Origin of the sequence: Muricomes intestini, from assembly GCF_004346165.1 — a bacterium.
In the GTDB taxonomy this organism is placed as follows: Bacteria; Bacillota; Clostridia; order Lachnospirales; family Lachnospiraceae; genus Muricomes; species Muricomes intestini.
Window position 1 is genome coordinate 1 of the sequence record NZ_SLZZ01000009.1, and the last position, 13,878, is coordinate 13,878.

Annotated in this window: 13 protein-coding genes; all 13 read right to left on the reverse strand. The window is 44.3% G+C overall.

Going from position 1 to position 13,878, the window contains the following annotated elements; all coding sequences use genetic code 11:
• The coding region (locus tag EDD59_RS07650; RefSeq protein WP_132380626.1) for an RNA-guided endonuclease InsQ/TnpB family protein at positions 1 to 1,044 on the reverse strand (1,044 nt) is incomplete at its 3' end.
• A 79-nt stretch (positions 1,045 to 1,123) separates the two neighbouring features.
• Complete coding sequence (gene hisB, locus EDD59_RS07655) at positions 1,124 to 1,714, reverse strand: imidazoleglycerol-phosphate dehydratase HisB (RefSeq protein ID WP_207670385.1); 591 nt, start codon at positions 1,712 to 1,714, stop codon at positions 1,124 to 1,126.
• 23 nt (positions 1,715 to 1,737) lie between these two features.
• Positions 1,738 to 3,030: a histidinol dehydrogenase gene (gene hisD, locus EDD59_RS07660; protein ID WP_132380629.1), complete on the reverse strand. Its 1,293-nt coding sequence runs from the start codon at positions 3,028 to 3,030 to the stop codon at positions 1,738 to 1,740.
• Positions 3,031 to 3,043: 13 nt separating this feature from the next.
• Positions 3,044 to 3,688: an ATP phosphoribosyltransferase gene (gene hisG, locus EDD59_RS07665; protein ID WP_132380632.1), complete on the reverse strand. Its 645-nt coding sequence runs from the start codon at positions 3,686 to 3,688 to the stop codon at positions 3,044 to 3,046.
• 11 nt (positions 3,689 to 3,699) lie between these two features.
• Complete coding sequence (gene hisZ / locus EDD59_RS07670; protein WP_132380635.1) at positions 3,700 to 4,944, reverse strand: ATP phosphoribosyltransferase regulatory subunit; 1,245 nt, start codon at positions 4,942 to 4,944, stop codon at positions 3,700 to 3,702.
• A 71-nt stretch (positions 4,945 to 5,015) separates the two neighbouring features.
• The gene (locus EDD59_RS07675; protein WP_132380638.1) at positions 5,016 to 5,549 is read right to left on the reverse strand and encodes a Holliday junction resolvase RecU; all 534 of its coding nucleotides are present in this window, start codon (positions 5,547 to 5,549) and stop codon (positions 5,016 to 5,018) included.
• 1 nt (position 5,550) lies between these two features.
• Positions 5,551 to 6,516: an RluA family pseudouridine synthase gene (locus tag EDD59_RS07680; RefSeq protein WP_132380641.1), complete on the reverse strand. Its 966-nt coding sequence runs from the start codon at positions 6,514 to 6,516 to the stop codon at positions 5,551 to 5,553.
• On the reverse strand, positions 6,443 to 7,303 hold the full coding sequence (locus tag EDD59_RS07685) for an SDR family NAD(P)-dependent oxidoreductase (RefSeq protein ID WP_132380865.1): 861 nt from the start codon (positions 7,301 to 7,303) through the stop codon (positions 6,443 to 6,445). The genes EDD59_RS07680 and EDD59_RS07685 overlap by 74 nt, the downstream gene beginning before the upstream one ends.
• A 4-nt stretch (positions 7,304 to 7,307) precedes the next feature.
• Complete coding sequence (locus EDD59_RS07690) at positions 7,308 to 9,140, reverse strand: YgiQ family radical SAM protein (protein WP_132380643.1); 1,833 nt, start codon at positions 9,138 to 9,140, stop codon at positions 7,308 to 7,310.
• 3 nt (positions 9,141 to 9,143) lie between these two features.
• On the reverse strand, positions 9,144 to 9,818 hold the full coding sequence (locus EDD59_RS07695; protein WP_132380645.1) for an HAD family hydrolase: 675 nt from the start codon (positions 9,816 to 9,818) through the stop codon (positions 9,144 to 9,146).
• 107 nt (positions 9,819 to 9,925) lie between these two features.
• Positions 9,926 to 11,329: an RsmB/NOP family class I SAM-dependent RNA methyltransferase gene (locus EDD59_RS07700; protein ID WP_132380647.1), complete on the reverse strand. Its 1,404-nt coding sequence runs from the start codon at positions 11,327 to 11,329 to the stop codon at positions 9,926 to 9,928.
• 104 nt (positions 11,330 to 11,433) lie between these two features.
• Complete coding sequence (locus tag EDD59_RS07705; protein ID WP_243117367.1) at positions 11,434 to 12,279, reverse strand: M23 family metallopeptidase; 846 nt, start codon at positions 12,277 to 12,279, stop codon at positions 11,434 to 11,436.
• A gap of 57 nt (positions 12,280 to 12,336) precedes the next feature.
• Positions 12,337 to 13,779, reverse strand: a complete 1,443-nt coding sequence (locus tag EDD59_RS07710; protein WP_132380649.1) for an aminoacyl-histidine dipeptidase — start codon at positions 13,777 to 13,779, stop codon at positions 12,337 to 12,339.
• Positions 13,780 to 13,878 lie beyond the last annotated feature (99 nt).

The window sequence follows — 13,878 nt, forward strand, 5'->3', positions numbered from 1 at the left end:
GCCACATTCATGACAAAGTTTGCTTGATGGGTACCATCTGTCTGCAACTCTTAATTCAATTCCGTTTTCTTTGCATTTTGTTTCTAATTTTGTTCCAAATTCATAGAACTTTTGTGAAGCAACCGCTTTAGAGAGATGTCTGTTCTTCATCATTCCGGATACGTTCAAATCTTCTATAGTGATATAAGATGGCTTGGTTTTTACAATCTCATTCACACATTTATTGACATAATCCGTACGAATATTTTCTATTTGCTGATGAAGCTTCTGTACTTTTAGCTGCTGTCTTTGGATATTTTGTCTAGTAGCTTCTCCTTTCTTTTTGCGCTTTTTATAGTCATCGTATTTCCTCGATAGACAACGCTGTTCTCGTTTTAATTGTTTCTCTAGTTTTCTGACTGTTGCGGTCTTATTGATATTCTTTTTTATGATTCCATTGCTAGTGATAGCAAACTCTTTAATACCTAAGTCAATTCCAATACCAAAATCATTTAGTATCGGTTGATCTTTTTGAATTTCCTCTACTAATACAGAAACATAATATCTTCCTGCCCTACAAGAAACACAACCACTTTTAATAGTGTGGGTTTCGGAGTTGGTTGGAATATAGCCTTTTTCTTTGAGCCTTACCCAGCCCAGTGTAGGAATCTTAATTCTGTGTCTTTCACAAGGAATAATAACTTTTGAATCTGTTTTTACAAAGTACATCTTTACGTCTGACTTTCCCTTCTTCTTGAATCCAGGAAATCCGCTTTGATGTTTGAAAAATCTTTTAAAAGCCTTTTCTGCGTTCATGATACTTTGCTTTACCGACTTACTGCTTACTTCCTTTATCCATTTATAATTTTTATTATTCGGGATAAATTCATTATTGATCCATTTCGAAAAATCCATACCAGACACAAATTTCTTTTCTTTTTCATAAGTTTCTTTGTTGTGAGCGAGATAAAAATTATAAACAAAACGACAAGTTCCAATTGTACGATTAATTGTTTGGATTTGTTCTTGTGTTGGGTCTATTTCTGTTTTATAGCTCTTTAGCAATTTTACCCCTCCTTATAGACACATTGCGTCATATTCGAGTATATTTGTCTATATTTCTAATTACTTAACGCTCGCTCCTTTACAGGCTGCCCTTTGTGGACCAGACCTCTTTCATTCTCGGCTCCTCCATAGTCGCCGCATCCAGTGCTTTTCCAAAAGCCTTAAATAAAGCTTCTGCCATATGGTGGTTGTTGCCGGTATCCAATATTTTTAAATGAAGATTCATGGCTGCACTGTAGGATACCGCATAGAAAAATTCTTTTATCATTTCTGTGTCTAACCCGCCGATCCGATCAGTTGTAAACCTGGCCTGATAGTTCAGATATGGGCGCCCTGAAAGGTCTATTGCACACAGGGCTAAGGTTTCATCCATGGGGAGGATAAAACTTCCGTAGCGCCTGATTCCGGTTTTGCTCCCAAGAGCCTCGAATATAGCCTGCCCCAGTGCAATCCCGGTATCCTCCACAGTGTGATGGCAGTCCACCTCCAGATCTCCCTTTACTTTTATCTCCAAGTCAAACAGCCCATGCCTTGCGAAGCCACCCAGCATGTGGTCAAAAAAGGAAATACCTGTATCAATGCTATTATGTCCTTTCCCGTCAAGACAGATTGTCAACGCAATGTCTGTCTCTTTTGTTTCTCGAATACAGTTCCCTGTCCTGTCCATCATACATACCTCCTTCTCATAATCATTTACTTGTCAAATCTCACTTTTATGGAATTTGCATGAGCCGTGAGCTGTTCTGCCTGGGCAAATTTTTCAATATCCAGGTGTACAACTTCCAGCGCTTCCCTGGAGTAGGATATGATACTTGATTTTTTTAAAAAATCGTCCACCGACAGAGGTGAAAAGAACTTTGCCGTTCCGTTAGTGGGCAGGATATGGTTTGGTCCTGCAAAATAATCTCCCAGTGGTTCACTGCTGTATTCTCCTATGAAAATTGCACCTGCATTCCGTATTTTCGTCATGACAGTAAATGGGTCTTTTGTCACGATTTCCAGATGCTCCGAAGCAATTTCATTTGCGGTGTCAATGGCAGCTTCAAGGCTGTCCGCCAGCAGAATATGACCGTAATTGTCCAGTGATTTTTGTATAATCTCTCCCCTGGACAGTGTTTTTATAAATTCATCTGTCTCCAGAGATACCTTTTGGGCCAGCTCCTGGCTTGTTGTTACCAGTATAGCGGAAGCCAGCTCGTCATGTTCGGCCTGTGACAGCAGATCCGCAGCCACGTATCTGGGATTTGCCGTCTCATCTGCAAGTACCAGGATTTCACTGGGGCCTGCAATAGAATCGATGCTCACGTGTCCATAGACTGCTTTTTTAGCCAGAGCTACATAAATATTCCCGGGACCGGTGATTTTATCCACCTTGGGGATGCTTTCTGTTCCATAGGCCAGAACTGCGATAGCCTGGGCACCGCCCACCTTATATACAACGGTGGCCCCCGCCTCCTTTGCGGCAACCAGCGTTACAGGATTTACCTTCCCGTCTGCCCCCGGCGGAGTGGTCATAATAATTTCCCGGACACCTGCTACCTTTGCCGGTACAATATTCATCAGCACGGAAGAGGGATAAACTGCCTTTCCCCCGGGCACATACACCCCCACTCTTCTAAGTGCAGTTACCTTCTGCCCCAGAATCGTGCCGTCCGGTTTACTGTCAAACCAGCTGTACTGCATTTGCTTTGCATGGTAAGACTCAATATTTTTCAGAGACTTGCGGATAATGGCAAGGAGAGAGTTCTCTACCTGTCCATAAGCTTCTTTTACTTCTTCCTCTGTCACCAAAATGTTGGATGCATCTATTTTTGCTTTATCAAATTTCTCTGTATAAGAGAAAACCGCTTTGTCGCCTTTTTCTTTTACTTCATTTAAGATTTCCCTGACACCAGCCTCATATTGTCCATAGTTATCGGGACTCCGCTTCAAAAGATCAGCCAGAAGATTCTTCTTTGTGCTTTCATCTAGTTTTTCTATACGCATCTTATCCCTCCGTTCAGATATTTTTCTGCAGCTCTCTTAAGTTTGTAATCAGTTCCTTAATTCGAACATTTTCCATTCTCATACTGACCGGATTGACAATCATGCGGGCAGACAGAGGACATACCTCCTCCAGCACAACCAGTCCGTTTTCTTTCAGGGTGGAACCCGTCTCCACAATGTCCACAATAACCTCAGAAAGCCCTACAATGGGTGCCAGCTCAATAGATCCATTCATTTTAATAAGCTCTACTGTCTGATGCTTTCTATTATAGAAATAGTCCTTTGCAATATTGGGATATTTTGTTGCTACGCGGATAAGCTCACGGCGATGGAGCAGATCTTTTGCATCCTCATGGCCACAGACACACATCCGGCATTTTCCGAAGCCCAGGTCCAAAACCTCATGAACCTTGCGCCCCTCTTCTATAATAACATCTTTTCCTGCTACACCGATATCCGCAGCACCATATTCTACATAGGTAGGGACATCCGGTCCTTTTGCCAGGAAAAATTTCAGCTTTAACTCTTCATTTACAAAAATCAACTTCCGGGAATCCTTGTCTTTCAGTTCATCACATGTAATCCCAAGCTTTTCCAGTATCTCCATTGTCTGGTTTGCCAGACGCCCTTTTGTCAGGGCAAAAGTCAAATATCTCATAGCTGCTCCTTTTATCTTCCCGCATTGATCAGTTTTTCTTCCCCTGTAAGCAGGTTTATCATCCCAATGGTCAGGTCATCATTCAGATAAAGCATACTGATAGCCTGTGTGCGCTTTCCGTAGGACATGTAATATTCTTTGGTATCCTCTTCCTCCCGCTTTTGCATCTCCACACACCTGCCCTTGGCCCGGAAGTCCCTTGCAAGGGCAATGGCCCATTTCTGAGTTGCCTCTGTGTACACAATCATATTTGTATGACTGGTCTCCACAGGGATTTTCTGACGGCCAAGCGCACTCATCAATTCATCGATAATGATGGCAAAACCAATGGACGGTGTATTTTCCCCGAACTTTTCAAGAAGATGATTATAGCGGCCTCCTCTTACAACGGCATCTCCTGTTCCATAAGTGTAGGCACGGAAAATAATTCCTGTGTAATATCCGTAGCTTCCGTTCATGCTCAAGTCAAATGTAATGTGCTCCTCCACGCCATAAAGTGTCAGCAGTTTATATATTTGCTGCAGATGAGAAATGGCATGCCGGGCCTCAATACTTGGTGCGATTTCCAGCGCCGTATCCAGGATTTCCACATCTCCCATCAGCTCAGGCAATATGTGGAAAGCTTCTTTAATATTTTGTTTCACATTTTTGTTGTCAAGAATCTCCTCCACCCCAAAATAATTCCGGTTGGAAATCAGCTGGTGGATTTCCGCTTTTTCATTCTTTTCCAGATCTGTGGCATCCATCAGACTCTGAATATAATCAACATGGCCGATATTTACCTGAAATTCTTTCAAGCCTACCTTTTTCAGGCCGTCGACTACCATTGCAAGCATCTCCGCATCAGCTTCTATGGAGTCGGCTCCGATCAGCTCCGCCCCCATCTGGGTGTTTTCCTTGAGACGTCCCTGATAGCTGGAATGATTGATAAATGTGCTGCCTGTATAGCAGAGACGGAGGGGAAAATCTTCTGTCTCAAATAGGGTTGCCGCTGCCCGTGCAATAGAGGGCGTGATGTCCGGACGCAGTACCAGCGTATTCCCATCCCTATCGAAAAACTTATATAATTCTCTGGAAGAAATTGTACCAATTTCTTCTCTGAACACATCAAAATATTCAAATGTAGGAGTCTGAATATCCTGGTAACCATAAACCCTCAGAACCTCGTGCAGGTTATCCTGAACCTTCAGTTTCCTTTTGCACTCTGTGTTATAAATATCTCTGACTCCCTCGGGAGTATGTAGTTTCTTTTCCATATCTGCCGCCTCACTTTATCGTGCTAATTCGTTAAACAATATGTAAATTATACGCAGTTTACACAGAAATGTCAATCCCTGGCATCTAAATCCTGCTGTATGTAGTCAAGGTAAGGAACAAAATATCCGCTCTTTAATTCCATGAAGTATGCCGGATCAAGTTCCTCACGACGGAAGCTTTTACGGCCCCCGGTTTTTGCGCGCTCCCAGAACCTCTGGATTTCTTTGAAGCGCATATAATATAATTCATCGGTGCTGCTGTAATAAATAATAAGGAATGAAATGCCGCACTGCCGCTCGAATTTTTCCATAAATATCATCTGGTGTTCATGAATATTTTGTAAAGGAAAGGTGTCCCTGACACATTCCTTCGCGTCAAAGCATACAGGAATTCCCTGTACCACTCCAATATAGTCCACCGTGCTGATTTTATCAAAATAAGCCAGAGTAATATGCCGGAGCTCCTTATCTATTTTTACTGGGGTAATAGGAGTAGGAATTTTCTGGATCAGCGCCAATCCCATCTCATCATATCGTTCATTGGTGCGGTTGATCAGATCCTCCAGTGTGGAACCTCGAAGCCCCCTTGAATTCCATGTAGCCATATTAAAAAACTCCCTTGTCTTTCGCTATCCTCTGAAAATACTGGGGCGGTTCCGCAAAAAATTCTTTGCCTGACAGGTTTGAAAGTGCCCCCTCAAGGCTGGGAAAGGTAATCCTGTATGCATGCAGAAGCTGATGCGTCAGACCATATTCTGTGCGGCAGAAGTCATTGATTTTTCGTCCTCCATACTTATAATCTCCTAAAATAGGATGCCCCACAGACGCAAGATGTGCACGTATCTGATGAGTTTTTCCCGTAATCAGGTGTACCTCAAGTAATGTCGTATCCGCGCCGGTTTTGAGAGGGACAAACTCCGTCTCTATGACACTGCTTCCAGTTTCCTCTTTTTGACTGATTTTCACCCGATTTGTCTGACTGTTCTTTTTTAAAAATCCGCCAATATGTGAAGAATGTTCTAACCGCCCGTCCACAAGGCAAAGATAATACTTTCCGATGGACCTATCTTTAAAAAGGCGGCTTAAATCCTGCAGACCTGTCAAACTTTTCCCAGCCGCAATTATCCCGCTGGTGTTCCTGTCCAGCCGGTTGCATACAGAAGGACGAAAAGTTCTCATCCCCTCTTCTGTAAGCTGCCCCGATTGAATCAGATAAGTAATGAAATGTTCCACGAGAGAAACATCATCTGGGGAGGTTTTCTGGGAAAGCATTCCTGCCGGTTTGTTTATAAGGGCAATGTTCTCATCCTCGTAGAAAATATCAAGTTTTTCCGGCCTACACTGAAAATGTCTGTCAGAAAATCCAGTAATTGTCTCATTGGACAGAAAAAGCTTCACCTCATCTCCTATATGAAGCTTTTCACTTCCGGCGGCTTTTTGTCCGTTCAGGGTAATATTCTTTTTGCGCAGCATTTTGTACAGAAAGCTTTTGGGAGCTTTATTCAGATACTTCGCCAGCATCTTGTCGAATCTCTGGCCCGCCTCGTTTGCGCCGATTGTGATTTTCTGCATAGTGGTGCCTTTCTTTTTTGGAGCTGCTGTCTACGTTAAAGGTTTTCATGACCAATCGGTGAGGCAGCAGTTTTGCCCCCACCTGTGCTGTTTTGATTGCAATGCCGTATATTGAAACAGCCTTTTTATTTCTGGAATCTAGAAGTGCTTGTTTTACAACCTTTTCAGGTTTTGCCATAACCCGGGTTTTCCAGGAGGCTTTTATACTACCGGATATTTCAAAGAATTCCGTATCTACAGGGCCCGGGCAGACAGCAGTGACAAAGATGCCTCTATCTTCAAGCTCGGCCCCAAGTCCCCTGGAAAAGCTTAAGACATAGGCTTTTGTAGCCGCGTAGACCGCAAAGGAGGGCTGGGGAAGAAAGGCAGCCGCGGAGGCCATATGGATAACTCTGCTTCCCTTTGAAAGGTATGGCAGACAGGTCAGCGTCATGCGGGTCAGTGCGCGGCAGTTTAAATCCACCATCTCCATCTGGCTTGAGGGAGCGGTTTCGGCAAGCTTAGATACCTGTCCTATTTTCCCAAAACCGGCTGCATTTACAAGCATACGTAAGTTTGGCTTTTCAGTCTCCAAAGCATTTCCAAGTTTTGAATATACATGTCCTTCTGTTAAGTCACCTTCAAATATTCTTAAAGGAACAGGAGACATATTTGCCAGGGTCTCCAGCCGTTCCCTTCTTCTGGCTATGACCCAGATTTCCTCCAGACTCCTGTAAAAATAAGGGAGCTGCTTCACAAATTCTCTTCCTATTCCGGAAGATGCACCGGTAACAATTGCAATTCTCATATCTTCACCTTCTCTTTGCATTTAATTTTTTCCTGGAAAGCCTGCGAGGCTTCACCAGACATTTTTCACCGAAGCCGATTAAATCTGTCCGTCCGGCTTTATGCAGGGCTTCTATTACCAGATCATAATTTTTCGGATTGCGGTATTGGATCAACGCCCTCTGCAGGGCCTTTTCATGTGGGCTTCTCGGTACATAAACCTTTTTCATGGTCCGCGGGTCCAGACCGGTATAGTACATACAGGTAGAAATCGTGGACGGCGTCGGATAAAAATCCTGTACCTGTTCCGGCATATAGCCCAGATCGCGGCAGTATTCCGCCAGTTCCACGGCAGCTTTCATATCGGAGCCGGGATGTGAGGACATCAGGTAAGGAACAAGATACTGTTTCTTTTTAAGCCTAAGGTTCATATCTGTAAATTCTTTCGTAAACTTCTGGTAAACTTCGTGCCGTGGCTTTCCCATTTTATCAAGAACCTCATCTGCCACATGTTCCGGAGCGACCTTGAGCTGCCCGCTTACATGGTACTGGCAAAGTTCTCTTAAAAAAGTGGTATCCTTGTCTTCCAACAGATAATCGAATCGTATGCCGGAACGGATGAACACTTTCTTTACCTTTGGAACATTTCTAAGTTTCCGCAGCAAATTTATATAATCGCTGTGGTCTGCCTCCATATTGCTGCAGGCCTTAGGAAACAGGCACTGGCGTTCTTTACAAACCCCAAACTTTAATTGCTTTTTGCAGGAAGGCTGACGAAAATTAGCAGTGGGGCCGCCTACATCGTGGATATACCCTTTGAAATCCGGTTCTTCTGTCAAAATTCTAGCTTCCTTCAGCAGTGACTCATGGCTCCGGGCCTGAATCACTCTCCCCTGGTGAAAGGTCAGTGCACAGAAATTACAGCCGCCGAAGCATCCCCGTGTGCTTGTCAGACTGAATTTGATTTCAGCGATGGCAGGCACCCCGCCTGCCTTTTCATAGGACGGGTGGTAGGTTCGCATATAGGGAAGTCCATATATATCATCCATCTCCAGCTGGCTTAAGGGTCCGGAGGGAGGGTTCTGTACCACGTACAGATGTTCTCCGTAAGGCTCTGCCAACCGCTTTCCGGAAACGGAATCTGTGTTCCGATACTGTTCATAAAAACTTTCAGCATAGATTTTGGGGCTCTTCTGGAGCTTCTCGTAAGAAGGCAGTATAACTGCGTCATAGACAGAATTCAGATCCTTTACCTTGACCACCGTGCCGTCCAGATAAATCAGGTCTTCTACTGCAATTCCCCCGTCCAGTCCCTCTGCAATCTCTACAATAGAATGTTCTCCCATTCCGTAGGAAATTATGTCTGCTCCCGAATCCAGCAAGATGGAGCGTTTTATTTTGCCGGACCAATAATCGTAGTGGGCCAGCCTGCGGAGGCTTGCTTCAATACCGCCCAATATGACAGGTATTTTTTTATAAGTCTGGCGGATCAGGTTCCCGTAGACAACAGCCGCATAGTCAGGGCGCCTTCCCATAACACCTCCCGGGGTGTATGCATCCTGTCTGCGTCTTTTTTTGGAGCCAGAGTAGTGATTGACCATAGAATCCATATTTCCTGCGGACACGAGAAATCCCAGACGGGGCTCTCCATATTCTGTAATGCTCTCTTTATTTCTCCAGTCGGGCTGAGAAATAATGCCCACGCGAAAGCCGTGGGCCTCTAGCACCCGGCTGATTACAGCATGTCCAAAAGAAGGATGGTCTACATATGCATCCCCTATCACATACGCAAAGTCTACGCCATCCCAGCCCCTGTCCTGCATGTCCTTTTTACATAAAGGCAAAAAATTTCGATTCATCTCTTATACTCCACATATATCATATGTACTATTCCTGATATCATAATAATCTCGGATAAAATAGTCTGCCAACCGCCTCTTTTCCTCCTCGTCGGGCTTTGAGAACAGGTCATCCACGGCACAGACGGTCATTCCTGCATTCTTACCGGCTTCAATTCCCTTGGGGATATCCTCAAACACAAGACAGGATTCCGGATGCACATGCAGGTCTTCTGCAACTTTTAAATATACATCCGGAGCAGGTTTCCCTGCCGCCACTTCGCAGGCAGTCCGCACGGAAGTAAAGTACTCCCGGATATGAAGCGCCTTTAAAGCCTCCTCTACCAGTTCCCGGCCATTGCTGGTGGCAATTCCCATTAAAATTCCCGTGGTCTTCAGATTTTCCAGGAACTCGCTTGCTCCAGGCTTCAGCGGAACCTTTGTCCTGTACAAATTTATGGTCATTTTCGTCCATTCTCTGTGAACATCGTCCACCGTACAGTTAAGAGAAGGAAAAGTAGTAAGAAAATACTGTGCTGTTTCTGTATAACTCTTCCCCTCTATCCCTTTCTCAAAGTTCTCTGGTGCTTCCAGATTATATTTTTTCATATATAGATTGTCAACCTCCGGCCAGATCCACATAGAATCCACAAGGGAGCCATCCAAATCAAATATTACTGCCTTTTTGTTCTCTAACATAATAATTGTATCTCTTTCTCTGTTAATTTTCTGTAGGTACCCGGTAAAAGTGTATCGTCCAGTTCTAGGGAACCTATTTGTATCCTTCTTAAGTACAGGACTTCTTTTCATGGCTGGAACCTCCAGCCAGGGAGATATTTGTTCTTTAAGATTTGCCGGTTCAGCTTTCCAAATCCCAGCGGGTATCCATCCACACAAATCAGATACCAGCCCTTTTCTTTTTCAGAGGCCTTGTCCTCCACTTCCAATGTCTCCCCTTTCAGATACCGGATGACCCTGGTATCTGAAAGCGGAAAATCCAGCACTTTTCCGTATTCTTCTTTTTTAAGGCACATAGCCAAAGCCTGGCTGGGCTCAAAACGGTTCTTTTTCAGCTCCCCCAGGAGAAGTCCTGACCGTAGGAAACGTATTCCCCGCATACAGGGAAGTCCTTTTGGCATGTAATAAATACGCTCACCGTGGATATCCAGGCGGGAGGGCTCCAAATTCCAGCTTACATCCAGCCAAAATTCGGTAAATTCCTCCGGCAGTTTTTCGAATCTCGTGTTCACTTTTTCAAGGCCCGGCTTCTTTTTCTCTCCATCTTGAAAACCCGTAGGGCTCCCTTTTCTCAGAAGTGCAAGGTAATGTCCTTCCCCCCGCATTTTATGGGGAAAAATGCGGACAGTTTTGGAAATTTCCTGATTGCCGCTTTCTGTCAGCTCTGGGATTCCGGGAGCGAACCCTTCATAGGGTCTTATTTGACATATTTCAAACTCTGGAAATTTGGACAGCAAATATTCTATCGTCTGCTCATTTTCTAAAGGATCAAATGTACAGGTGGAATACAAAATGCTTCCGCCGGGCCGCAGCATAGCCGCCGCCTGTGTGATAATGCTTCTTTGAAGTTTTGAGAAAAACTCCGGGCCGTGTTCCTCCCAGGCCTTCACCATTTTTTTATCCTTGCGGAACATACCTTCACCCGAGCATGGGGCATCGATTAATATCTTATCAAAATACTCAGGAAAGTATTCCATCAGCTTTCCAGGTTCTTCACTTAATACCAGCATATTTCCAATACCAAAAAGCTCCAGGTTCTTCAACAGGCCTTTAGCTCTGGAGTTGCTGATATCATTTGCAATAAGTACACCCTCACCCTTTAACTTTGCTCCTAATTCTGTGGCTTTCCCCCCGGGGGCGGCACAGATGTCTAGAACTCTCTCACCCGGCTCTGCCGGCAGTCTGTCGGCAGGCGTCATGGCACTTGGCTCCTGCAGATAATATAGCCCCGCAAAATAGTAAGGATGCTTTGCGGGTTGGATGTGCTCTCCGTCGTAGTAGAATCCATTGTGTATCCAGGGAATCGGTGAAAGCGGCCAGGGTGCTATTTTTAAAAAACCCCCCACACTGATCTTGTTTGTATTTACACGGAGACCATAATGGCGCGGCTCATCGAAACAATATATATAATCTTCATACTCCTCATGCAGCAGATTTTTCATCTTCTCTTCAAATGCTTTAGGTAAGTTCATTTCATTTCCTCCACATGGGAGCATTATATCATAACTACTCCATTCGTGAAAGACCCGGCCGAAAATTCATATGCCTGGACTGTGACTATTTGCCAGATATATTGTCACTGTGAGTATGCACACTTTATCTTCTGGTTTTCAATATATCGGAGAGCCCAGTATGGATTTACACTGACTTCTTCTTCCTTGTGAAACAGGTAAATACCTACATGTAGATGTACCGGGAAATTTCCAGTGGTTCCTTCTACTGTACTGTATCCGGTATCTCCCATATAGCCCAGCAAATCTCCTGCTTTTATGGTATCTCCCACTTCAATATCCGCGTAAGAATCCATATGGGCATAGTAGAAATACGCTCCGCCGGGGGAGACGATGCCCAGCCTCCACCCGCCCTGCTCCAACCAGCCCTTATGGCGCACTACCCCATCTGTCATACTGACTATAGGATAGAAACCTCTTTGATTTTTGTTTGCCATAATATCTGTTCCCTCATGCCCGCGCTTCCCCCCATAATTGCGCTCGAACATCCACGAGTCCACATAGGATACGCCAGCTGAAACATTATTAGAAGGCTCCGGAACCGGAAAGTATACCAGATCATTCCAGATACTCCGGCACTGAGCAGTGTAATCGTCAAAATACTCTCTTCTAGCCCACTTATTTTCCAGACGTTGAAAAATCCCCGGATCTATCGGATTTTTCAGCGTCTTCCCGCCAAAATTTGTTTCCAGTAAATAAAGACCCAGGTTCTTCCCCGGGTCTTTTGTATCTCGTGCGCAGCTCAATATTTCTTCATTTAATTTTTGTCTGCGAAATGCATCTTTTGTGATTGTATTTTCATTTAGCCTTAAAAAGCCTCCGGTTTCCTGTAGCTTATGTATACCGATAGAAAGAAAAAGGCACAAAAGGAGGTTTATGAGAATATAATTATGAAGCTTTCTTCGTTTCAATGTTCAGGACATTCCTTTGCACAGTTCACTCTCTCTAATATATGTGAAGAGAATGTCCTATTTGCACTTTTTCAGGATTTCCTTTATCACAGTCCATGTTTTTGCTGTGGACTCAATGTTCAAACACTCTTTTACGGAATGTACACCGCACATCTGAGGGCCGAAGGAGACACAATCCAGTTCTGGTTTCTTCCCAGTGAGAAGGCCGCATTCCAGACCTGCATGTATGGTGGAAACTTCAGGTTTCTCCCCATATATCTCTTCAAAGGTTTCCACTGTGACAGGACGGATTCTGGACTCTTCTCTGTACATCCATGCGGGATACTCAGAAGAAATTCCATAAGTCCCCCCCAGAAATTTTGCCCAGCTGACAAATGTTTCTTTCATTTCATCCAGTTTTGAAGACACAGAGCTTCGAATCAGGAAGACAAAGGAAACCTTCCTTTCATCCGAATTGATCACTCCCAGGTTATCTGACGTCTCCACAAGGCCTTTCAGGGCACGGCTGAAGCCATAAACACCATTCGGACAGTTATTGATGAAGAAAATAATCTTTTTCATATCTGAATTGGACATGACAGATATTTCTGAGTGTTCTGTTTGGCTCACGGTTATATTCAGGTCTGGTTCATCAGCTCCGAATTCTGCTCTCCAGGTATGAAACATATCCTCGATTATCTTCTTTGCCTTTATACTGTCCTGTACCAGAACAGTGAATTCACATGTGGAGGGGATTACATTTTCTTTTGCTCCTCCCTGGATGTCTGCCAGAGAAATCTTTATATTCTGATCCAGGCGATTCAAAAGTCTTCCGGCCAGTTTATTGGCATTTCCACGCTGCTTGTTGATCTCTGTCCCTGAATGTCCGCCTCTTAACCCATGGATAGTTACATCCAGGCAGGTTCCGGCTTCCGGCTTTCTGTCAATCGAAAGATTCATACGGAAGGTAGCTCCTCCTGCGCAGCCCACAGTGACCACATTCTCATCTTCAGAATCCAGGTTGATAAGCATTTTCCCCTTCAGCTGAGACAAATCAATTTCCTTCGCCCCGTCCATCCCAACTTCTTCATCTACTGTAAACAGAACCTCCAATGGCGGGTGGGGAATATCTTTACTGTCCAGAAGGGCAAGGGCAATCGCAACTGCAATACCGTCATCCGCCCCCAGGGTGGTATCCCTGGCTTTAATAAAACCGTCTTCTACATAAAGAACCAGAGGATCTTTTGTAAAATCATGCTTTGAGTCTTTTGTCTTCTCACACACCATGTCCAGATGGCCCTGGATAATGACTGGTTCGCTCTGCTCATAACCTGGCGTCCCCGGTTTTTTAATAATTATATTGTTCAGATCATCCTGAATCACCTCCAAATCACGTTCCCTGGCAAACTTCACACAATAATCGCTGACTGCCTTTGTGTTAAAAGTTCCTCTTGGTATCCGGCTTAGTTCTTCAAAATATTGGAACACTTCCCTCGGTTCCAGTCCGCTTAAAATTGACATTTTGCATCCCTCTTCTCTGTTATTTAATATCTTCATTTTGTCACATAGAGAATAAAAAATCAACCGATTTCATATATCTTTATAAAAGTCTCCCGGGAG